This is a genomic window from Cohaesibacter haloalkalitolerans, assembly GCF_003574655.1.
GTDB classification, from domain to species: domain Bacteria; phylum Pseudomonadota; class Alphaproteobacteria; order Rhizobiales; family Cohaesibacteraceae; genus Cohaesibacter; species Cohaesibacter haloalkalitolerans.
This window is the reverse complement of sequence record NZ_QNUM01000009.1, coordinates 81483-103203: the sequence shown is the minus strand read 5'-3', so window position 1 is coordinate 103203 and position 21721 is coordinate 81483. Positions and strand designations below refer to the sequence as shown.

Sequence of the window (21721 nt, the reverse complement as noted above, 5' to 3'; positions counted from 1 at the left end):
GGGCAGTATCATGCAACGTTTTATCAATAACCCCGATGACATCGTTGACGAAACCGTCGCCGGATTTGTCCGGACACACAACGACGTTGTACGTCTTCACGAAGGAAACAACAGGGTCGTGGTTTCCAATTTTGCTGCTGAAAAGGGGCGTGTCGGTATCGTTACCGGCGGCGGTTCCGGTCACGAACCGGCCTTCATCGGCTACACTGGCAAGAACATGCTTGATGCCGTGGCTGTTGGTGAGCTGTTCTCGTCTCCAACCGCGAAGAGCTTCCTTGACGCCATCAAGGCGGCAGACGGTGGCGCTGGTGTGGCCGTGCTCTACGGCAACTATGCTGGTGACAACATGAATGTCAAAATGGCCAGCAAGATGATCAAGAAGGACGGCATTGAGGTGGCAACCGTTGTTGCCAACGACGACGTCTGCTCGGCTTCTGCGGAAGAACGCGAAAAGCGGCGCGGTGTGGCCGGTGAAATCTTCATGTGGAAGATCGGCGGCGCCAAGGCAGCAACCGGCGCCTCTCTGCAAGAGGTGATTGCCTCCGCTCAAAAGGCCATCGACAATTGCCGCTCCATCGGCCTTGGTCTTGGCCCGTGCACCTTGCCAGCCGTCGGCCATCCGAACTTCCTGATCGAACCGGGCAAGATGGAAGTTGGCATCGGCCACCATGGCGAGCCTGGCGTCCGCGTGGAAGACCTCAAGTCAGCCAACGAGATTGCCGATGACATGGTGAAGGTCGTTCTTGATGACCACAACCTGCGTGCTGGCACCGAAGTGGCCGTTCTTGTTTCCGGCCTCGGCGCCACCCCTATCAATGAGCTGTATGTGCTCTATGATCGCATGGCGACCAAGATCGAAGAACGGGGCCTCAAGATCCACAAGGCTTTCGTGGGCAACTATTTCACATCGCTCGAGATGGTCGGTGCCACGCTGACGGTCATGGCGCTCGATGATGAGCTCAAACCGCTGCTGGATACCGAGACCAACTGTCCGGGCTTTTAAGGGAGACGATAGGATGCAGGGAATTCCGAACAAGGGTGCAGGCAAGATCGTTGCAGACATTGCCGAAGTGATTGTGTCCAACAAGGCTTATCTGTCAGAGATCGACGGGAAGATCGGGGATGGCGACCATGGCATCAACATGGCCAAGGGCTTTGGCCGTGCAGCCGAACGTCTGGATCCTGATGGGACACTGACCGAGGCCATGGAGATTCTCTCCGATGTACTCATGTCCGAGATCGGAGGTTCCATGGGTCCCCTTTACGGCATGATGTTCTCGGATATGGCCGAGGCGCTCGGCGACTCCGAGACCATCGATGCGGAAAGCTTCACCGCCATGCTGCAGGCTGGTCTTGATGGTATTCAGGGCATCGGCAACGCAAAGGTTGGTGACAAGACGCTGATGGATGCCTTGTCTCCGGCACTGGATGCCCTCAAGGCCGCCAACGCCGGGGGCAAAAGCTTCCCCGAAGCGCTGGACGCCATGAAGGCAGCCGCTGCGGTTGGCCGGGACAGCACAATCGACATGGTCGCCAAACTCGGGCGGTCCGCCCGCCTTGGTGAGCGGTCCCGAGGTGTACTCGATGCTGGGGCAACATCCTGCTGCATGATCCTGACAGCGTTTGCCGACAGCATCACGGCCCGCCTTGATTGAACCGGAAGGCAACCGGCTTCCGTAACACCCTCAGGCGTCGCGCTTGACGCGGCGTCTCTTTCCACCTGTTTTGTCTGAGAGATCTGGTGCAAATCTGCACGCCCGGACGCAGTTTTGGGTCGTGTGTCTGTTGCGGAGCAGACGCCCTTGGGATATAAAATCTTGCATGAAACAGGTGGAAATTGACGATATCGTTGCGTTTCTCAGAGAAGCGGCGACGCGCATGAAAGAGGCGGCCGATTATCTCGGTCAGCTCGACGGAGAGATCGGCGATGGCGATCATGGCTACACCATGTCGCGCGGCTTTTCCGCCATTGTCAGAGCATTGAATGAAATCGATGTTCAGTCCCATGACATGTCGACGCTCTTCAGGTCCTGCGCGGAGAGCTTTCTGGAAGCGGTTGGTGCCACTCCCGGCCCCCTTTATGCTTCCGGCCTGATAGCAGCCGGGGATTTCGCGGGCAATCGTTCGGCGCTGGATGCAGACGAAGCGTTGATGCTTCTGGTTGCCATCTCTGACGGGATCGGTGCGCGTGGCAAGGCAATTGCGGGCGACAAGACCATGATGGATGTATGGCTTCCTGTAGTACAGACAATCAAGAACCTCAGGCAGGAGAATGCGCCGCTTGAGGTCATTCTGTCTGAGATCCGGGCTTCGGCCAGCCGTGGCGTGGAGAGTACCCGGTCCATGGTCGCCATGCGCGGACGCGCGGCGCGCCTCGGCGGGCGCAGTCTGGGTCATATTGATCCGGGCGCGGCTTCTGCCGCCATCCTCATTGAGAGCTTTGCAAATACACTTGAGCAGAGGGCGCTATAATGCCCCCAAAGAAGCGGCTGAGTGCCGCTCGCCCCGAAAAGACCGGCGCCGAGCCCGAACTGGTCATGCCATTGCGATTTGGCAATGATCCGTTGCTGTGGGCCAGCTGGCTCTATTATGAAGAGGGCATGACGCAAGGCGATATCGCGCGGACCATTGGCGTTTCCCGCGCCACGGTGATTTCCTATCTCGCCGACGCCCGGACGCGTGGTCTGGTCAACATCTCCATTGAAACCGAACACCTCAAGACCCTCTCGATCTCCAAGGCGCTCAAGGAGCATTTCGGGCTAAGGGACTGTCTGGTCATTCCCGGTGAAGGTGGTGACCGGTCGCTGATTGACCGCCTTGGTGCCGCTGGGGCTCAGGTCTTGCAGGGCATTTTGAGGTCAGGCGACACGGTCGGTGTCGGCTGGGGGCGGACGGTTCTTGCATCTGCTCAGGCACTCAATATCGACAATCTTCAGGACGTGAGAGTTATTCAGGCTACAGGTACCACCTCCAGCCATGTGCCATTCACGCCCGCCGCCTGCGCAACAAAGATGGCAGCAGCCATTCGGGCTGAATGCGTACCGATTTCTGCTCCCGCGATTGTATCCAGTCCAGAATTGCGCGACATTTTGACCAGCGAACAGTTGGTAAAGGAACAGCTTGCAAGCCTTGACCAGTTGAACTGCATTGTCTTCGGCATTGCATCTCTGAGACCCAATTCCACGTTGCACAGCTCCGGTTTCTTCCATGATGACCCCAAGCTTCGGGATGCCTATTCGACCGCCGTCGGTGCCATTGCCGGGCGCTACATCAATGAACGCGGCAAGCTCGTCAAGGGGCCTCTGGAAGACCGCACGATCGGTATCACCCTTGACCAACTGGCAAGGGTCAAGCAGCGGATTGCCATAGCCGGAGGCACGGACAAGGTGCCGGCCATTCTGGCGACCCTGCACGGCGGATACGTCAACATTCTCATAACCGATGCAACGACCGGCCTTGGTATTCTGAGCGCCGATGGCAAGACAGGGTCGATCCGTCCTGAAAAGACAGTGACTGAACCGGCAGAATCCATCAAACGCACCCGGGTCAAGAAATTCCTCAACGAACCCGAAGATGCAGTTGACGAGTCACTGGAAGGGGCCGTTCTCGAATATGCCCAGTATCTGAAGCCTGCGCGCAAATCCAACCGCGCATTGGTGGCACAGGATGGCCCACGCGCTGGCAAGGTCGGTCTGGTCATCGGCGGTGGCGCCGGACACGATCCTTACTTCTATGGCTATGTTGGCAAGGGCCTTGCCGATGCCGTCGCAATCGGCAACATCTTCGCGTCGCCGCCGCCCATGCCCATTCTGGAATGCACCCGGGCAGCAAATGGCGGGGCAGGGGTCGTCTATCTGTTCGGCAACTATTCCGGCGACATCCTGAACTTTGAAATGGCCGCAGAGATGGCCAAACGAGAAGGTATTGACGTGCGCACGGTCATCACCACGGATGATATTGCGTCCTCTCGCAAGGAAGACCGCGAAAGCCGCCGCGGTGTCGCTGGCAACGTCTTTGTCTTCAAGATCGCCGGTGCCGCCTGCGATCAGATGCTACCCATCGAGAGGGTCGAGGAACTGGCACGCAAGGCCAACCGCGAAACCTATACCGTCGGCGTGGCGCTGGAACCCTGTTCCATGCCGGAGACGCGGCGCCCGACCTTCCTGATCGGCGAGAATGAAATGGAAGTCGGCGTGGGTGTTCATGGCGAACCCGGCATCGCTCGCCAGCCTCTCGTCAGCGCCAATGACACCGCCGACATCATGGTCGACCGCATTCTGGCAGAAATGGCCCCCGAGCGTGGCGATGAAGTGGCGCTGCTGGTCAATTCTCTGGGAGCGACACCAATGATGGAGCTGCTCATTATTGCCCGCCGCGTTCGTCAACGGTTGAAGGCGCGCAATGTCCAAGTCGCGCGGAGCTGGACCGGAAGCTACTGCACCTCCCTCGACATGTCCGGCGTGTCGATTTCCATGATGAAACTGGATGCAGAGCTGAAAGCCCTGCTGGACCATCCCTGCAACGCAGCTTCTTTCCAGATACGCTAAGACGCCAAATTCCCTCGTGCCTGAAGCGCTTTCATTGCATATGAAAAAGGAAGCCTCAAGTAAAGGCTTCCTCGTTTGTCGATCCATTCAGCACTCTCTGGCAAAGCCTGCGAACGGGGTGGCTACGAGCCTGCCATGCTACTTGCGTAGCGCCTTGGCAAGAGCCTCGCCCAACTGTCCCAAGCCTTCGCTTTTGCCCTTATCCTTGCCTTGTCGGTTTGGAGGCGTCTTTTGCTGCGAACGCTGCTCTGGCTTCCGGCCACGGAATGTTTCGCCAATTTCCGGTGCCGACTTCATGGACAGGCTGATGCGTTTGGCCTTCACATCGACAGACGTGACCACGACCTTGACCACCTGACCGGCCTTGACGACCTTGGACGGATCAGAGACATAGCTGTCGGACAATTGCGAGATATGCACCAGCCCGTCCTGATGGACGCCAATGTCGACAAACGCCCCAAAGGCGGCGACATTGGTCACTGTGCCCTCAAGCCGCATACCCGGCAGTAGGTCGGAAATCTCGTGAATGCCTTCCATGAATGTCGCCGTCTTGAACTGCGGACGCGGGTCGCGACCCGGCTTGCGCAATTCCTCGATGATGTCCTTGATCGTCGGAATGCCGAACTCTCCGCTGACAAATTTCGCTGGGTCGACATCCTTGAGGCTGTTGGCATCGCCCATGATGTCCCTGAGATCGCGACCGCAGTCGGCGACGATCTTTCGGGCCACCTTATAGGCTTCTGGATGGACAGCTGACGCATCAAGCGGTTCGGATCCTCCGATTACGCGCAGGAACCCGGCGCATTGCGAAAAGGTTCTGTCGCCAAGCCGCGGCACCGACTTCAGCTCGGACCGCTTGGAGAAGACGCCGTTGCTGTCCCGGTAGCTGACGATGGATTCGGCAAGCGACGGCCCGACACCGGCAACATAGGACAACAGGGCAGGGGATGCGGTGTTGACATCAACCCCGACGGCATTCACCACATCCTCGACGGCCCCAGCCAGAGCCCGCGCCAGTCGTGTCTGATCCACATCATGCTGATACTGCCCAACGCCGATGGCCTTGGGATCGATTTTCACCAGCTCGGCCAGCGGATCCTGCAACCGGCGTGCAATGGAAACCGCCCCGCGCAGGGATACATCCAGATCCGGAAACTCGCGCGAGGCAAATTCCGACGCCGAATAGACCGAAGCCCCGGCCTCGCTGACAACAACCTTGGTCGGCTTCTTGCCATCAATACCCTTCAGCAGTTCGGCCACCAGCGCATCGGTTTCCCGCGACGCCGTGCCGTTGCCGATCGCGATCAGCTCAACGCCGAACCGCCGGACGAGTGCTCCGAGCTCGCTAAGCGTCCCCCGCACGTCATTACGTGGCGCGTAAGGGTAGACGGTGCTGGTCGCCAGAAGTTTGCCCGTGGCATCGACAACAGCCACCTTCACGCCGGTACGAATACCCGGGTCAAGCCCCATCGTCGCCTTCATGCCCGCCGGTGCGGCCATCAGCAGGGCCTTGAGGTTGGTGACGAAAACATCAATGGCTTCCTTCTCTGCCCGTTCCCGCATCTCTCCGGTCATTTCCGAGATAAGTCGTGTGGTAAATTTTACCTTCCAGGTCCAGTCTACAACCTTGTCAAGAAAGGCATTGCCAGAGGGAACCTTGTTGTCATTGACAATGGCCGACTTGGAAAAGGCAACCGCCTCATCGTCGAACTCGATATCAAGGGACAGGAAGCCAGCCTCCTGTCCGCGCATCATCGCCAGAATGCGGTGACTTGGTGCCTTGGTCCAGTTTTCTGTGTGGTCGAAATAGTCGGCAAACTTGTTGCCTTCCTCTTCCTTGCCACTCACAACCGAGGCTTTCAGACGAGCGGTCTTCTTGGCGACAGGGCGAATCTTTGCTGCGGTATCAGGATGGAGGGAAAACCGTTCAGACAGGATGTCACGGACGCCATCAAGAGCCGCCTTGATGTCGGCAACCTTCTCACCGATGAACGGTTTGGCGAGCGCTTCGGGGTCACTGGCGGGCTTTCCAAGAATAGCATCGGCAAGCGGCAGCAAGCCATTGTCGATTGCCTTCTGTGCTCTGGTCTTCACCTTGACGCGGAACGGAGCATTGATGTCCTCCAGCTCGGCCTTGGTCGTTGCCTTGGCAAGGCGGGCAACAATCTCGTCCGTCAGCTTGCCCTGTGCCTCGATTGCGCTACGGACAGCTTCCCGACGCTTTGAGAATTCACGGAGGTAAATGAGTCGCTCATCCAGCTTGCGCAACTGGATATCGTCAAGGCCACCGGTCACTTCCTTACGATATCGCGCAATGAATGGAATGGTGTCTCCATTGTCGATGAGCTCGACTGCTGCGATGACCTGTTTTGCCTGACAGCCGATTTCGGCTGCGATGACAGATGGGATGGACATTTCTTCGATCAAATTCATAATCCGTACCTTGTTTATCTCCGGCCAGATATTGCTGCATTTGGGCGCGATAGGAAAGGGCCATTCAGCATCACCCAAAACTTCTTGCCACCACTCTATCGCGCTGTGGGCTTTGCCTTACGGGGCTGCTGGCCGTGGTTCCCATCTGGTCCCATTTTGCATAGGCTGAGGTAATGTCTGATAATAAGGAATTGCGCCATGGATATGTCAAAGCTTGAGGAATGGATCGGAAAAACCGAAACCCGCGAAGAAGTTATTGCGTCCTTTCCCGCCAACGCGCTGGCCGCCACCCTTGATCGGGACGATCCGGACTACACGATCGGAACGGCCTTGCCGCCGCTCTGGCACTGGTTGCATTTCCTGCCGATTTTCAAGCTTTCGGAAGCTGGTTACGATGGACATGCTGCCCTTGGCGGCTTTTTGCCGCCGGTGGCCCTGCCACGCCGGATGTGGGCTGGTAGCCGTCTCAAATTCCTGGCGCCCATGCTCATCGGCAACCGGCTTCGCAAATCGTCGACCATTAAGGCCATCAAGGCCAAGTCTGGTCGCTCCGGTCAACTGGTTTTCGTGACAGTGGGCCATCAGGTGTTTGACGGCGACACCTTGGGCATAGATGAAGAGCATGACATCGTCTATCGCGAAGAGGTCACTCCCGGTGCAACTCCACCAGCACCGCCAAAGGCGCCGGTGAACAGTGCTTTCTCGCGAGAAATCAATCCGGACCCGGTGCTACTGTTCCGCTATTCAGCGCTCACCTTCAACGGCCACCGCATCCACTATGATCACCCTTTCTGCGTCCAGTCCGAGGGCTACAAGGGGTTGGTGGTGCATGGCCCGCTGATCGCGACCCTGCTGCTTGATTTGCTGAGAAGAGAATATCCGTCCGCTACGGTGCAGAGCTTCCGCTTCCGGGCTGTCTCAACCATTTTCGACTCAGAGCTATTCTCCGTGCATGGAAGCCCTCAAGGGAACTGCAAGAGTTTCAAGCTCTGGGCGAAAAGAGGGGACGGGGCGCTGGCAATGGAAGCAACGGCAGTCATTGCTTAGCGAAATTGTTGTCGGCAATCATGAGCCCCCGCCATCGCAAAAGGGGCGAAAACTGCCATTATGGCTTCGATCGAATACGTGAGGTGTTCGAAGCCCTCTCGACAGCATTATGTTTCGTTTTCGAGATATTGGATAAAAAATTCTCAAATATGAGAATTGTCTTGACCGGTCCCGATTTTGAGGGGTAAGCTCTCACCTTAGCAATACTGGAACTAGGAACAAGAGATGACTCTTCCCTTTTCGAGCTTTTGTCGCGGCGCCGGGCATCCGACGCATACAGTGCAGACTGTGCGGATCTGGTGTATCAAATCGATCCAGAAACAGAGCCTGATGCTTGCTTCCTCTCTTTCCATGCTTCCATCCATGGTCCGCCGCAAGGCTGACCGCATCGCATTGACCTGTCCATCTCGCTTGCACCTGCATCGAGCGAGCGAGCGCCGATGGTGCCTGGCTCTCCGTTTCTGATCGTCTGCCGATCATCCCATTCAAAACATGTCCCCATTGTCAGCTTTCTTCGTTTCAAACCCGGATTTGAAGCGAAGTGAGACCCGTTTTCTATTTCAGAGAGAAAAATGACCATCGATATTGGATTCAAGCGCATTTACGAGACATCCTGTGTTGTCAAAAGCAACATGGCGATCAATCGCGAATACCAGCTGATGGTACTCGATGCTCCCGCGCGAATCCTCGATTGCGAGCCGGGGCAGTTCTTTCATTTGCTCTGCCCGTCCAAGGGCGACCTGAATCCCTATTTTCGCCGCCCAATGAGCATCTATGGATACTATCCGGACGCCGGTGAGCTGCATTTCCTCTACAAGATCGCTGGCGAGGGCACTGCCGCCCTTGCGTCTCTGGAGCCGGGTGAAAACCTGAATGTTGTCGGCCCGCTTGGGCATGGTTTTGAAATTCGGGATGACTGGCAGAACTTGATGGTTGTTGCTCGTGGCGTCGGGCTGGCTACACTGGCGCCACTTGCCTTGAAAGCCCAACAGTTGGGGCGCAAACTGACCGCCATTTGCAGCGCCAGATCGCCCGAGGTGCTGATGTCGATCGATCATTTCCGTGAGCTCGGCGCGAAGGTCATCCCCGTCACGGACAGCGAAGGCACATCCAGCGTACAAAATCTTGAACGTCTGATCGAGCAGCAAATCACAAACGTGGGTGTAGACGCCTTCTATACCTGTGGCTCCAGCCGGATCCTTCATCTGTTGCAGTCCATGTGCGCCCGATACGACATCCCCGGCCAGATTGCCCTTGAGCAACAGATGGCCTGTGGCGTTGGCATGTGTCAATGCTGCGTCCGGTCGTTCCGCCGCAACGGCGGAATTGTCAATGAGCGGGTCTGCAAGGAAGGCCCGGTATTCGATCTTCAGGAGGCCATCGCATGACAAATCTTTCGGTAACCGTCGGTTCTTTGCGGCTCGAAAACCCGATCATGCCGGCCTCCGGAACCTTCTCGGAAGATCTGGCAAAGATTTTCGACATCGGTGTGCTAGGAGCACATGTGACCAAGACGATCACGCGCGACATTCGTGGAGGCAATCCAACGCCCCGTGTCTGCGAGGTACGGGGATCGATGTTGAATTCGATCGGCATTCCGAGCAAGGGCGTCGACTATTTCAAATCCGAAGTCATTCCCTTTTATAACCAGTATGACACCCCGCTGGTCGTAAGCATCTCGGCGGGCAGTGCCGACGAGTTTGCCCGCCTGTGCGAAGACGTCAGCGTTCCGGGTGTCGCCGCCATAGAGGTCAACATCTCGTGCCCCAACATTGAGGCCGATGGCAAGGCCTTCGCCATGCGCCCGTCAACCACCGAAGAGGTCATGAGAAAGCTCAGGTCTGCTACGGATCTGCCGCTATGGGCCAAGCTGTCACCGAACACTGGCGAGACGACCGAGGTCGCGCTCGCTGCGGAAGGGGCAGGGGCTGACGCCCTTGTCGTCGCCAATACGCTTCTGTCGATGGCCATCGATATCCGCTCCCGCAAACCGAAGCTCGGCAATCTGATGGGAGGCCTTTCCGGCCCCGGCCTAAAACCCATCACCCTTCGCATGACCTACCAGTGCGCAAAGGCCGTCGATATCCCGATCATCGGCTGTGGCGGCATTTCGACGGTCGAGGACGTCATTGAATATCTCATCGCTGGAGCATCTGCGGTTCAGGTCGGAACCGCAACCTTTATCCGCCCGACTGCCATGGTGCAGATCATTCGTGACCTTGCGGCCTATGTCGAAAGCCAGGGCCTTGCCAGTGTTTCGGACCTCACAGGCTCGATCCGCGACGAGGAAGCCTCGGACGGCATCGTATTTCTGGAGGCTGCACAATGACCGCATTGTCCCTGTCCATGACACCAAGCAACACCCGCACCGACTATCAGGCCATTGCGTCACATCTGTTTGACGAAATAGCAGCCTTTTCAGCGGATGTGCAGGGCATCAGCCGACCAGCCTTCTCGGCACTGGAAACACGCACGCTGGCTCATCTGGCGGATTTTGCCGAGAGCCATGGCCTTGATGTTTCCTATGATGCAGGCCAGAACGCCGTCTTTACACTACCATGCGACACAAACGCCGAGGCCTTCGTGATCATCGGCTCCCACGTCGACACAGTCCCACAAGGCGGAAACTTTGACGGGCTGGCCGGTGTCATCTCCGGCCTGATGTGTCTTGTTCGGGCGCAGGACGAGGGGGAGCGTTTCGCCCAGCCGGTAAAAGTTCTGGCCATGCGCGGCGAGGAAAGTGCCTGGTTCGGACCGTGCTACATCGCCTCAAAGGCATTGCTTGGTCGTCTGACGCCAGAGGAACTGCGAGCCCGTCACAAGGGCGACAGGAAAACGCTCGACGAACACATGGAAGCCGTCGGGATCGACATGGCTCCGGTTCGGAATGGCAAGCCGCTGCTCGATATCAACTCTGTGCGCGCCTATATCGAGCTTCACATCGAGCAAGGCCCGTTGCTGGTACAAAAGGACATGCCAGCCGCTGTAGTTTCCGGCATTCGCGGCAATTTCCGCCATCAGAAGATCCGCTGCGTTGGTGAGGCCGGGCATTCCGGTGCAGTGCCCCGGGCCTTTCGCCGAGACCCGGTTCTGGCACTGGCCGACCTTCTGACCCGCCTTGATGAAAGCTGGCTGACCATCCTTCAGAAGGGCGACGATCTGGTCCTGACAAGTGGCATTGTCTCAACCGACGTTGAACGCCACGCCCTGTCTCGCATACCCGACTGGGTGGATTTCAGCCTCGACATTCGCAGCCAGAGTTCTCATGTGCTTAAGGCCATGCAGGAGCTGCTGGCGCAGGAAATGCGGACGATCGAGCGCGAGCGCAGAGTAAGTTTCGAACTGGACGACACTCTGCTTACCGCGCCAGCACTCAGTGACCCGGCAATTGTCGAGGGGATGAAAACCGCCATGGAAACCATCGGTCTGGAGCCATTTGTGATGGCTTCGGGCGCAGGCCATGATGCCGCCGTTTTCGCCAATGCCGGCGTGCCGACGGCCATGATTTTCGTCAGGAACCGCAACGGCTCTCACAACCCCGCCGAAGCCATGGACATCCCGGATTTCATGATCGCAACGGAGATCATCTACACCTATCTCATGGAGGCAAAGAGTTGAAGAACAGCCAAAGTCTCCTGATTACGTCCCCGCAGTGCAGGGCCCGCCCTGCATCAATGGCCGCAAGGTCTCTCAATACTCAACAAACCGCACCCTAGAGCCACACATACGGAAAGGCAAAACAATGTTCAAAGAACTACTCGACATCCTTATCGAAGGAAGCAAGGGCGTCAGCGCCTACAAGAAATGTGCCAGCGTCGCCCGCGAAAGGGCCGTGTCAAACCCCGACCATGCCGTATGCTACTTCCTGTTCGGCATCATCGCACAGGATTTTGCTGACAAGTTCGACCGGGAACCCCTAAGCAGTGCTGTTGCCAAGGACCAGTTTGACCGTATCGAAAACTACGCCAAACTGCTTGGTGAAGCCTTTGGTTCCGGTACAGCCGAGGAACAGGTGGCAGCACTCAACAGTGTCGCCAAAGACATCGTTCCGCAGATTTCCTGATCAACAGATAACGTCTCTTCCCGGAGCCGTTTGGTGGCTGGAAGGCGATCCCCTTGCCAAGGATCGCCTCAACAGCGCCTTGCAACCTTCGCCAAGGCCAGGCCCGCCACGTTAGGCAAGCCTTTCAGGATCGCCTAGAGAAAACGATCCTCAACCCGTCGGCGGCCATAATCGAGGATGGCGAACAGCGCCCAGCCGACGAAGGACAACAGAATGACCATGCCCATCACCGTGGCGGTGTCGGCATTTTCCTGACCGGTTGCCAGAACAAATCCCATGCCCTTGTTTGCGCCCATCAACTCGCCAATGACGGCTGCTGTCATCGCCAGCGTGGTGGCGACGGTTGCTCCGGCGAAGAGCGTCGGAATGGCGGCTGGCAATTCGATGTGCCAGAAACGCTGCCATGGGGACAGTCTCAGAACAACGGATAGGTCTGAATAGGATTTGTTCATGTAACGAATGCCCGAGAGCATCGCGGTCATGACGGGAAAGAAGGTGACGACGGCCACAAGCGCAACTTTGGGCGAAGCACCAAGGCCAAGCCATAACAGCAGGAGTGGTGCAATTGCGATCTTGGGAATGGTCTGTAGCAGCAGGATGAGCGGCGTCAACACCCGCTCGACAATGGGAAAGCGCGAGAACACCAACGCGGCTGCGATACCGACGACGGCACCCAGAATGAACCCGCCAAAGACTTCCGAAAGCGTCACATAGATGTGCCACGCCAGATCACCCCTTTGAAACAGGAAGATGATCCGCTCAGCCACCTCAATGGGACCGGGAAGCAGATAGTGTGGCACATCGAAAATCGGAACCGCCACGCCCCAAAGCACGGCGATTCCAACGAGGCCTATGATGGCTTTCAAGAACATGATCGACTACTTGATATCGGAAGGATCGACAACAAAGTCAGCGGCTTTCGCACCACCGGAGATGACTTTGTACTCGGTCAGAATATCAATGTTCTTCTGCCATGCGTCTAGGTCAGCTGCGCCGAGGCCCTTTTCCTTGGTCAGAGCGCTCTGCCATACGGAAGCAACGAAGGTCTTTTCGAATGCCGTCGACAGCATGGCCTTCTGGTCGGTCCAGGTCGGAGTGTATTTGTCCATGGAAATCTGCAGCGCATCATCGATGTGGCCATCAATGACCCATGCATAGGATGCTGTAACAGCGTTGGTCATGCGCTTGACCAGATCGGGATTGTCAGCCAGCAACTTCGCGCTGGTGACGAGCACGTTGCCAAAGGACGGCAGGAAGTCGTTGGACAGGATCATGTTGACTTCGAAACCATTGGCTTCCAGAGCATATTTGCGCAGCTCGGAGAAGATGATGGCGTCGACATCGTCAGACTGCAGCGTCTGGACAATCGCACCGGAAGAAACCACTTCAACCTTGACGTCATCGAGGGTAAGGCCAGCTTTGGCAAGGCCGACCTGCAGCTGCAGATAGTTCGGGCTGCCCAGAGAGGTAACGGCAACAGTCTTGCCTTTCAGATCAGCGTAAGTCTCGATACCGCTCGAGCTTTTGGTAAGCAGGGCACCGATGCCGCGCTGATAGGTGGTGTGAACAACCTTGACCGGCAGGCCATTGGAAGCAGCGGCCACGACAGCGTCGCCGTTGGGGAAGCCGAAATCAACGTTGCCGGCAGCGATGTTGGTCAGAATGTCGGATGCGCCGCCATAGAGAAATTCAACTTCGATACCCTGATCTGCGAAGAAGCCGTTTTCAACGCCAGCATAGAGCGGTGCATAGAATGGTACAACGTTACCGTCGATCTGCAGAACGACCTTGTCCTCGGCAGAAGCGCCCGTGGTGAAGATGGATGTGGCAACCAGAGCAAGGGTTGCTGCAAGTCCTCTGATGGTGAAAGACATTATTGTTTTTCCTTTGCGGTTTGGTGATAGTCGGAAGTTCTGGCCAACGCGGTGCCAGCTATGTCGAGAAGTTTGCGTTGCGTGGGTTCGTAATCAACGAGCCAGTCATTGGTTGCCCGATTGCCGTGAACGCCCAGAAGGCAGGCGCCCTTGAGCCCGAGGCTGGCGGCAACAGACAGCACCGTCTGGCATTCCATATCGACACCGACGGCTCCCTGCGCCTGCAGCTCCTTGAGATAGCTGAACGTGGGAAGCTTGGCGGTGGATGTCGCCACTGAGCGGTCCTGACCGAAATAGTAACTGTCTGTGCTGCCGACCATGCCGGAATAGATCCGTGTATCGTCGCCAAGTTCAGTGGTCATCAGGGCCTCATGCAGATCCGGGTCGGCAAGCGCCAGCCCATCCTCACCACCGGAATAGAGCCGCGCCACGGAAGAATAGCCGGTTGCCTTGTCGACGCAGAGGAAGGAGCCGGTCGGGATTTCCTTGACGAGAGACGACATGCCACCAACGCGGATGACCCGTTTGGCGCCGAGCAATGACAGCTCGATAAGGGCAATCTCGGTTGACGACCCGCCGATGCCGGTGGAACATATGGTCAGCGGATGGCCGCGATATTTACCCGAAATTACCGCAAACTCGCGCTTGCGGCCAAAATCCTGAACATCATCCAGTTGATCCGCCAGCAGGGCCACACGATCCGGGTCGCCGGGTAGAAGCACATCGGGATAGACATCCCCGGGACCACAGGGCAAATGGGGCGGACGTCCATTGGTAAATGGATGTTCGGCGGTCGGGGTTGACTTACTGCTCATCAGGCGTGCTCCAGGCGAGATAACGCGCTTCGATTTCGTTCAAAATCGCGTGCATGGCGAGCCCAAGGAACGCAGTCATCAGGACCGCGCCAAAGAGCAAAGGGGTTTTGTAGGTGGCGGTTGCAAATGTCATCAGATAACCAAGCCCGTCAGACCCGGACATCCATTCGGCCAGAATGGCACCAACCAGCGCCTGAATGGCCCCGATCTTGATGCCGACAAAAATGCCGGGAAGGGCGGCTGGCAAATCAATGCGCAAAAAGCGTTGGGTACGGGACAGGTTCATCAGCAGCGCAAGGTCATGCAGACGGCTGTCGATGGATCGGAACCCGGCAAGCGCCCCGGCGAAAACTGGAAAGAAGACAAGGCTGAAGATCAGCACTATCTTTGCGGTGAGCCCCAGCCCGAACCAGATGATGATCAGCGGAGCGATCGCGATCTTCGGGGCAGTCTGAATGACCACCAGCGGGCCTTCCAGATAATCACTGAGGGATGGAGTCTTGAAAAACATGTAGGCCAGCAGGACACCAAAGACCGTCCCGACAATCAGACCAATCAGGATATTCTGAACCGTAAAGGCCAGATGGGGCCACAGCTTGCCACTGAGGATCATGTCCCACAGCAGCGAGCCAACCGACGCCGGGGAAGGCAACAGATAGGCGGGCATACCCATCGGACCGCTGACATACCACCACGCAGCAACCAGAACCAGAAGGGCACCGCTATACTCAAGTACGGGTTTGATGCGCCCCTTCATGAGGTCATCTCCCGCATGAGCGTCCTCAGCTCTGAGACAAGGTCGAGGAATTTCGGATCCCGCTTCGTGCATTCACCGCGCGGCAGAGGAAGATCGACTTCATAAGTTACCTTGAGCCTGCCTGGGCGCGGGCTCATCACCATCACGCGACTGCCGAGATAGGCGGCCTCTTCGACGGAGTGGGTCACAAGCAGAATGGTCTTGCCGGTCTTTTGCCAAATCCGGCTCAGTTCATCGTTGAGCGTTTCTCGCGTCAACAGATCAACAGCGGAGAAGGGCTCATCCATCAACAGGATGGGGGGATCATCGGCCAAAGCGCGGGCAATGGCAGCGCGCTGGCGCATGCCGCCGGACAACTGCTTGGGCAGGGACTTCTCGAACCCCTTGAGGCCAACCAGTTCGACCAGTTCCTTGACCTTCTCGTCGGCCAGCTTGCGCGGAACACCACTGGTATCGAGCGGGAAACGGATGTTATCAGCGACAGATTTCCATGGCAGCAGAACCGCATCCTGAAAGACAAAACCAACAGGACGTTTCAAGCCGGCAGTTTCGAGCGTAACGCGCCCGGAGGTTGGCGCTTCCAGATTGGCAATCAAGCGCAGAAGGGTTGATTTGCCACAGCCGGAAGGGCCGATGATGGAGACAAACTCACCTTCATTGATCGTCTGGTCCAGTGGTTCCAACGCCACAACCTGACCGTCACCCTGCCCATATGTCTTGCTGAGCTTTTCAATTTTAATCAATGCAGTTCTCCCGCGTTCGTTCTGGGTGCGACTGTTTTGAGTTGGAAGGCACCTTGCTAGAGAGGTCTTGCCACTTTGGCCATGTTTTCCATGATCCATTCTCCATGTCAAGAATATTCTCAATATTGAGAATTACTGTCAAAACATCTGGATTTATGCGAAATTTTGTGCAGATTTATAATGCGTGTTAGGGTTGTTTCTCGAAGATAGCTTTCACCCTACAATAAACCGCGAGCGGAGGACTTTTGGCATCTTCAGCTTGCAAATACGTCAGGCTGAGACTATTTCAGAAAAATCAGCAAGAAAGAAAGACCAGATGGCAAAGCAGTACGAAACGGCTCTCGATATAGGGGATCGCTTGAGATTGGTGCGCGTCGGCAAAGGCCTGACGCCAGAAGAAGTTGCCACAGCCACCGGGATCTCGCGAGCCGCAATCTATCGCTACGAGGCAGGCAACCCGATCCGGGTCGACGCTCTGGGCAAGATTGCCGATTTCTTCGACGTTTCAATTGCATCCCTGTTTGGTGTCGGTTCCGAATTCATTGCCTCTGCAAAAGACTTTTTCGAAAGGATGCGACAGATCGAGGCTGTAGCAGACCAGATCACAGCCTTGTTCGGCCCGGTTGCTTTCCTGCTCACCACGGACAACTTTGACAGGCTCCTCAAGCAGCTTCTCCATGAAAGTGTGCCAGAGGCCGCACCGAATCAGCAAAGCCTCGACAAGGAAATCGAACAGATCCTGAAGATCCTCTATGAGCGGAAATCGGCCTATCAGTATCGCAGGCCGAACATTGTCAGTCTGGTGTCTGCCGCCGAGCTGGAGCAGATGCTGTTGACCGGGCTCGTAGGGCGCTACGGCCTGTCGGAAGACATCGTCGCAGAGCGCAAGGAAGCCGCAATGATCGAGGCCGAGAATATCTTGCGCCTGATGACGGACCAGCCGATGGGCGTGCAAATCGGGCTGGTCGAGGATTCCTTGCCCGGGGCCAGTTTTCAGATATTGAAGAACGGCCCAAGTTCTGTTGTCGCCGTCAGCCCGTTCCGGCTTGGGCTCTACGCCAATATCCGGGTAGGGGTCGGCACAATCACGTCAGCTCATGAATCTGTCGAGCTGCATCAGAAAGTTACTGCCGACTTGTGGCATAACAGCAAAAAGAACGTCGACGCCGTCGAGCGTGTCAAGCAAATCATAAAACAGCACTCCAAATAGGCTTTCCGAAAAAGCGACAGGGAGTTGAAGGGAACATTCCGTTTCCACAGGTCCAGTCTGTGACTGAAAAAGACGCTAGTTTCATCTGACACCGATTATTCATGTGACATTTCAATCTGGGTGCGTATTCTAAAGAGACTACCCAGAATGGAATTTGTCAGATGTCGGCAATGACTGGTATTGAAACAACAATACAACGCATTCAAAGCGCAACGACCGTCGATGCGGCCTTTGAGGCATTCAAGACATATCTTGGTGATCTTGGTTACGACAATGCCGTCTACACGCTGCTGACTGATCATCCATCGATTGGCAAGCGTGCCCTTCATGGCGTCGCGACCGATTATCCGGACGACTGGATACGCTACTATATCGAGCAGGGCTATCAGCAGGTTGATCCGGTTTGCATATATTCCTTGAAACGCCCGGTGCCCTTCTTCTGGAAGGATGCGGTTGAAAGCCTTGAACGTGATCAGCATATCGACCCCGCGCTGTTGGCTCGCTCATCTCTGGTGATGGATCAGGGCGCCGAAGCCGGTGTCGCCGATGGCATCGGCATGTCGTTTATCAACCGGTATGGCGAGATTGCAGGCTTCGGTATTTCACGAGAGAGGGTTGAACGCAATCATGACTACCACGTGCTCAGTACGATCTATCTGGCTGCAGCCCTGTTTCACGACAAATTCCTGAGCCTGCATTCCAGCATTGTCACGCCGAGCATGACAGAGAGGGAGAAGGATATCTTGGCCTGGGCGGCGGAGGGAAAATCGGATTGGGAAATCGCAACGATACTGGGGATCAAGCATCCCACGGTGCGCTATCACTGGAGCAACATTTTCAAGAAACTGGATGCGACAAACAGATTGCTGGCAACGGCCATCGCCATCCAGAAGAAAATAGTCACCCCACAGTCCGTTCGGCTGTAGACATGAAAACGGGTGATCTGCACAAGACAGACCACCCGCATTTGGTGATAAAAAAGGTTTAAAAAAATCTCACCTATTCAAATCGGATGTTCGTTGCGGTCCCCACACACTTGAAAACCTGACATTGTCATCCTTGCTAAAACTTTAGCTGACCATGACCACCAGATCCACTATCAACTTTGATAGGGGAAGCCCCGGTTTGGTGCAAAACCGGAGGAATAGACACCAGTATAAGCATGGCTATGCGCCTGATCCTTCTTCTCGATCTGCGGATTGACATCACACAGTATCGATTAGCTCGAAGCTCAGGGCCTTATGGAAAACCATAGACAGGAATTCGGTTACAGAAGAGGGTGCCCAAATGCTCTGATACCTGAAAGCGGACTTTGTACTGAGTCAGAGCGATAGTGAGTCAGGGCGATAGGCTGACAACAAAAAACCCCGATGCGAACACCAGGGTTTCAATCGAATTTCAAAGCCATTAATGGATGTTAGATCGCTTTAACCAAGCACTTTCAGGTTATCGGCATTTTCCTTGCCATTGCGACCTTCAACCATTTCATATTCAACCTTCTGACCTTCGGTAAGGGTTGTTAGGCCGGAACGTTCAACCGCGGAGATATGCACGAATGCATCCTTGCCACCTTCAGCAGGCTCGATAAAGCCGTAGCCCTTGGTCGGGTTGAACCACTTAACAGTTCCGGTTGCCATTTCAAATTTCCTCTTGACTTAAGGGTCTTGTCCTTGGGTACCTCATATACTCCAAGGGGTTGTCATCATCATCGTCTGGCCCTGCGCAGTCATTTGAACCAAACGACAAACCAGACAGATCAGAAAAACCAACGGTGAAAGATTACATCAACAAAAACAAAACCGGAAGAATAGATTTTTATCTCTATGGAAATTTCACATTAATGTTACAAAACTTTATCTTCAACATCGTGTGATCTAGGCTAATGCAATGATATACATGATTAAATGAAATTTATTGAAGTCTTTCTTATTGGCTTGATTTAAAGAAATTTAAAAATTTTGCATATTTTAAATTTTTGGAAACGCCGATTTTGACGCATTTATCGCCACAAAATGACCGAATTTGCTCGAATTTCAAGCACAAAGCGGGTTTGGCATTTTTTACAATGATGTAGGCATGGTCCCCTCAGATCCGGCGCACGCAAAGTATACTTCAACTATTGTATATATAAATAAATATCTCCAGCCCACAGAATATCCATCGAACCACTTTAGCTGGTAGGTTTTACACGTAGAAACCGTTCATTTTGCCTGACCTCTTGAGCTTCCCAACCGGAGTCGACGAGATGCAAACCAGTCTGAAGTGGTCTTCAGATGTCAGGCTCATTTCCTTCCTGTCACGACCTTTGGTCTAACGTAGAACGTAGAGAGCATGTTGAACGCCTGCACCTAATCCGACGCAGTTTGAATTTCAGCTCTCCTCTATCATGGCGACGCGGGGGAAGCTGCCTCCTGCTGGCAAAGTTCGATCTGGCGGCGGCGCATTTCCAAATGCACTGCCACTCACATACGCCCAATCAGCTTTTGCAAACAAACCAGAATAGCTTGACATGCGGAAGATGTTGCAGTTCCCGCAAGGCGCGCAAACAGCAGCGTGGGACATCTCGCTTGTGTTGAACCGACTAGGCCAGAAATATTGAGTGTAGTATTTTCTTGGCATAAGAAATAATTATGCAAAGATAAAATAATGATTAGCTAAATATTAGGTGAAAACCGGTGGTAACCTCAAATACCCCAACAGCAATCACCACCGGTTCCAAAGCTCATGGTCTGATCGGCGCAGCCAGCATCATGCAATGGGAAGGGCGCAAAAGAAAACCCGCCGGATGGGGCGGGTTCATTCATTCTCGATTTATCGGCGGAGATTGCCAAAAACTATTCAGTATAGAATTTCCGGCGAGCATCCTGCTCAACACCCAAAACCATCTGCAGCTCAGCCAGTTTACGGAATTCCGCTTCTTTTTCTTCTTCCGTCTTTGCTTCGCTGAGCCGTTCGAACTGTTCGGCAATAGCCTTTTTCAATTCGATTTCACGAGGCATGGCGCCTGTCTCTTCCAGAATGCGATATCCAGCCTTCAAGAAGGTATCGTCACTCTGTTTGGGCGGCTTGGGTTTCCGAGCGCGTTGATAGCCCTCAAGCAAGCCTTCCGACTTGACTTTCGCAATTAGATATTCGGTGACGTCTTTGTTAGGCATCATTTACTCCATCAGACCGTTCAGGCCCTTTAAAGATAGGGTCAAATTCATGACTATTCAATCAGTAGAAGGTTTTGTGGACGGCATGTTGCTGTTGCATATCCGCCGCCCGTCCAACCACGATCAACCAAGAAGTGCCGCGTAATCGAGGTCTTCAAGTCCAGCGGCGCGGCGCGCGGCGGTAAGTGTGTTGGCCATAAGCAGGGCGATGGTCATCGGCCCGACGCCACCCGGCACCGGCGTAATGAAGGCCGCATTCTCGGCTGCGCTGTCATAATCGACATCACCGACAAGACGGGTCTTGCCTTCACCGCGCTCCGGGGCAGGAATGCGGTTGATACCAACGTCAATCACGCAGGCGCCTTTCTTGATCCAGTCGCCCTTGATCATCTGGGGGCGCCCAACAGCTGCCACAACGATATCCGCCGCCCGGACAACATCCGGAAGATCCTTGGTGCGGCTGTGCGCAATGGTAACCGTGCAGCTTTCCGCCAGCAAAAGGGCCGCCATCGGCTTGCCAACAATGTTGGATCGGCCAACAACCACGGCGGACTTGCCCGAAAGATCCCCAAGGCAGCGCTTGGCGAGAATGAGAGACCCGGCAGGTGTGCAGGGCACCATGGCCTTGTTGCGAGCACCGGCGGTCAGCAGGCCGACGTTGATCGGATGAAAGCCATCGACATCCTTGTCGGGCCGGATGAGTTCGAGCACCTTGGATTCGTCAATGTGGCCGGGCAGGGGAAGCTGCACCAGAATGCCATGAATGCTGTCGTCATCGTTAAGCTCACCAACCAGCGCTAGAAGCGCTTCCTCGCTGGTGTCTTCCGGCAAGGAATGCTCGACCGACTTGAAATTGCATTCCCTGGCGGCCTTGCCCTTTGAGGCGACATAAACCTTGCTGGCAGGATCCTCACCGACAATGACCACCGCAATACCGGGCACGACGCCAGTCTCATCGATCAGCTTTTTGCCTTCCAGGGCAATCTTTTCTCTAAGCGTGGCAGCGATCGCCTTGCCGTCTATGCGTGTTGCGGTCATGGGAAACTCTCTTTCAGAACGTGTGATTCTATACGCTTT

At 55.5% G+C, this 21721-nt stretch carries 20 protein-coding genes; 11 read left to right on the top strand and 9 right to left on the bottom strand.

The window, feature by feature from the left end; all coding sequences use genetic code 11:
- The first annotated feature begins 10 nt into the window (after positions 1 to 10).
- The 4 genes from DSL70_RS19755 to DSL70_RS19740 all read left to right on the top strand — a co-directional run bounded on the left by DSL70_RS19755 (position 11) and on the right by DSL70_RS19740 (position 4547).
- Positions 11 to 1003: a dihydroxyacetone kinase subunit DhaK gene (locus DSL70_RS19755; protein ID WP_119309700.1), complete on the top strand. Its 993-nt coding sequence runs from the start codon at positions 11 to 13 to the stop codon at positions 1001 to 1003.
- Positions 1004 to 1016: 13 nt separating this feature from the next.
- On the top strand, positions 1017 to 1655 hold the full coding sequence (dhaL, locus tag DSL70_RS19750) for a dihydroxyacetone kinase subunit DhaL (RefSeq protein ID WP_119309699.1): 639 nt from the start codon (positions 1017 to 1019) through the stop codon (positions 1653 to 1655).
- Between the two features lie 166 nt (positions 1656 to 1821).
- A complete protein-coding gene (dhaL, locus tag DSL70_RS19745) occupies positions 1822 to 2472 on the top strand; it encodes a dihydroxyacetone kinase subunit DhaL (protein WP_119309698.1) in 651 nt (216 codons plus the stop codon).
- The gene (locus DSL70_RS19740; protein WP_119309697.1) at positions 2472 to 4547 is read left to right on the top strand and encodes a bifunctional sugar-binding transcriptional regulator/dihydroxyacetone kinase subunit DhaK; all 2076 of its coding nucleotides are present in this window, start codon (positions 2472 to 2474) and stop codon (positions 4545 to 4547) included. The genes dhaL (DSL70_RS19745) and DSL70_RS19740 overlap by 1 nt, the downstream gene beginning before the upstream one ends.
- 138 nt (positions 4548 to 4685) lie before the next feature.
- Here DSL70_RS19740 and DSL70_RS19735 read toward each other — a convergent pair whose 3' ends face one another.
- Positions 4686 to 6980: a Tex family protein gene (locus DSL70_RS19735; protein ID WP_245418297.1), complete on the bottom strand. Its 2295-nt coding sequence runs from the start codon at positions 6978 to 6980 to the stop codon at positions 4686 to 4688.
- A 198-nt stretch (positions 6981 to 7178) separates the two neighbouring features.
- On the opposite strand from DSL70_RS19735, the gene DSL70_RS19730 reads away from it, so the two are divergent.
- The 5 genes from DSL70_RS19730 to DSL70_RS19710 all read left to right on the top strand — a co-directional run bounded on the left by DSL70_RS19730 (position 7179) and on the right by DSL70_RS19710 (position 12090).
- On the top strand, positions 7179 to 8027 hold the full coding sequence (locus tag DSL70_RS19730; protein WP_119309696.1) for an HTD2 family dehydratase: 849 nt from the start codon (positions 7179 to 7181) through the stop codon (positions 8025 to 8027).
- 572 nt (positions 8028 to 8599) lie between these two features.
- Positions 8600 to 9415, top strand: a complete 816-nt coding sequence (locus tag DSL70_RS19725) for a dihydroorotate dehydrogenase electron transfer subunit (protein WP_119309695.1) — start codon at positions 8600 to 8602, stop codon at positions 9413 to 9415.
- Positions 9412 to 10356, top strand: a complete 945-nt coding sequence (locus DSL70_RS19720; protein WP_119309694.1) for a dihydroorotate dehydrogenase — start codon at positions 9412 to 9414, stop codon at positions 10354 to 10356. Before DSL70_RS19725 ends, DSL70_RS19720 begins: the two co-directional genes overlap by 4 nt.
- On the top strand, positions 10353 to 11645 hold the full coding sequence (locus tag DSL70_RS19715) for a Zn-dependent hydrolase (RefSeq protein ID WP_245418296.1): 1293 nt from the start codon (positions 10353 to 10355) through the stop codon (positions 11643 to 11645). Before DSL70_RS19720 ends, DSL70_RS19715 begins: the two co-directional genes overlap by 4 nt.
- Before the next feature lie 124 nt (positions 11646 to 11769).
- Positions 11770 to 12090 (top strand): hypothetical protein, encoded by a 321-nt coding sequence (locus DSL70_RS19710; RefSeq protein WP_119309693.1) that lies wholly within the window; start codon positions 11770 to 11772, stop codon positions 12088 to 12090.
- Between the two features lie 134 nt (positions 12091 to 12224).
- Here DSL70_RS19710 and DSL70_RS19705 read toward each other — a convergent pair whose 3' ends face one another.
- The 5 genes from DSL70_RS19705 to DSL70_RS19685 are packed head-to-tail and all read right to left on the bottom strand — an operon-like array spanning position 12225 to position 16279.
- Positions 12225 to 12962, bottom strand: coding sequence for an ABC transporter permease (locus DSL70_RS19705; RefSeq protein WP_119309692.1), 738 nt, complete (start codon positions 12960 to 12962; stop codon positions 12225 to 12227).
- Between the two features lie 6 nt (positions 12963 to 12968).
- On the bottom strand, positions 12969 to 13964 hold the full coding sequence (locus DSL70_RS19700) for an ABC transporter substrate-binding protein (protein WP_119309691.1): 996 nt from the start codon (positions 13962 to 13964) through the stop codon (positions 12969 to 12971).
- Complete coding sequence (locus tag DSL70_RS19695) at positions 13964 to 14779, bottom strand: nucleoside phosphorylase (RefSeq protein ID WP_119309690.1); 816 nt, start codon at positions 14777 to 14779, stop codon at positions 13964 to 13966. The genes DSL70_RS19700 and DSL70_RS19695 overlap by 1 nt, the downstream gene beginning before the upstream one ends.
- Entirely contained in the window at positions 14769 to 15536 is a 768-nt protein-coding gene (locus DSL70_RS19690) for an ABC transporter permease (RefSeq protein ID WP_245418295.1), read from the bottom strand. Before DSL70_RS19690 ends, DSL70_RS19695 begins: the two co-directional genes overlap by 11 nt.
- Complete coding sequence (locus DSL70_RS19685) at positions 15533 to 16279, bottom strand: ABC transporter ATP-binding protein (protein ID WP_245418294.1); 747 nt, start codon at positions 16277 to 16279, stop codon at positions 15533 to 15535. Before DSL70_RS19685 ends, DSL70_RS19690 begins: the two co-directional genes overlap by 4 nt.
- A 316-nt stretch (positions 16280 to 16595) precedes the next feature.
- On the opposite strand from DSL70_RS19685, the gene DSL70_RS19680 reads away from it, so the two are divergent.
- Entirely contained in the window at positions 16596 to 17489 is an 894-nt protein-coding gene (locus tag DSL70_RS19680) for a helix-turn-helix domain-containing protein (protein ID WP_119309688.1), read from the top strand.
- Positions 17490 to 17659: 170 nt separating this feature from the next.
- A complete protein-coding gene (locus DSL70_RS19675) occupies positions 17660 to 18415 on the top strand; it encodes a LuxR family transcriptional regulator (protein ID WP_162916931.1) in 756 nt (251 codons plus the stop codon).
- A 501-nt stretch (positions 18416 to 18916) separates the two neighbouring features.
- Here DSL70_RS19675 and DSL70_RS19670 read toward each other — a convergent pair.
- From DSL70_RS19670 to folD, 3 genes are all read right to left on the bottom strand, one after another.
- Positions 18917 to 19126, bottom strand: a complete 210-nt coding sequence (locus DSL70_RS19670; protein WP_119309686.1) for a cold-shock protein — start codon at positions 19124 to 19126, stop codon at positions 18917 to 18919.
- 1197 nt (positions 19127 to 20323) lie between these two features.
- A complete protein-coding gene (locus tag DSL70_RS19665) occupies positions 20324 to 20644 on the bottom strand; it encodes a DUF1992 domain-containing protein (protein ID WP_162916930.1) in 321 nt (106 codons plus the stop codon).
- Between the two features lie 123 nt (positions 20645 to 20767).
- Positions 20768 to 21682 carry a bifunctional methylenetetrahydrofolate dehydrogenase/methenyltetrahydrofolate cyclohydrolase FolD gene (gene folD, locus DSL70_RS19660; RefSeq protein WP_119309684.1) on the bottom strand — a complete coding sequence of 305 codons (915 nt, stop codon included), beginning with the start codon at positions 21680 to 21682 and terminating at the stop codon, positions 20768 to 20770.
- Positions 21683 to 21721 lie beyond the last annotated feature (39 nt).